Here is a 403-nt window from a genome sequence, read left to right as displayed (position 1 = left end):
CACTCTACTGGTGCCATTGATAACCCTAGACACTGTCGCTTGAGACACACCTGCATGTTCTGATACGTGTTTAATTGTTGCCACTCGAACCTCGATACTTCATTAGCTTGTAACCGCTTACAAAACGATTATTAAGAAATTACGTTTTAGTTGAAGTGAGTGTCATCACACTAAACTTGGAGGTAAAAAGGCTGGATTTGGAAATCTTGAAAGCGCTTACAGATTCACTTCACGCCATGAAACTGTTTCATGAGATTCTTGCTCACCTTATCAAAACGGCGCTCTGTTACTTGCTCCCAGAGTGCCAATAAGCGTGCTCAAGTTCCGTTTATCAGAAAGCACAATTCGGAGATGAACCCGCAGCAGACGGTAATATACGGGGCGAAATTGACCCTATTATTTC

General features: G+C 42.7%; 1 protein-coding gene. It reads right to left on the bottom strand.

Annotation, left to right across the window (positions count from 1 at the left end; translation table 11 throughout):
* Positions 1–84: LacI family DNA-binding transcriptional regulator (locus AB4486_RS23710; RefSeq protein WP_372119029.1), on the bottom strand; the 84-nt coding region annotated here is incomplete at its 3' end.
* Between the last annotated feature and the right edge of the window lie 319 nt (positions 85–403).

The organism is Vibrio sp. 10N.222.55.C6, from assembly GCF_041473395.1.
GTDB lineage: Bacteria > Pseudomonadota > Gammaproteobacteria > Enterobacterales > Vibrionaceae > Vibrio > Vibrio crassostreae_C.
The sequence above is the reverse complement of the archived record's forward strand: the minus strand, read 5'-3'. Positions and strand labels throughout refer to the sequence as shown.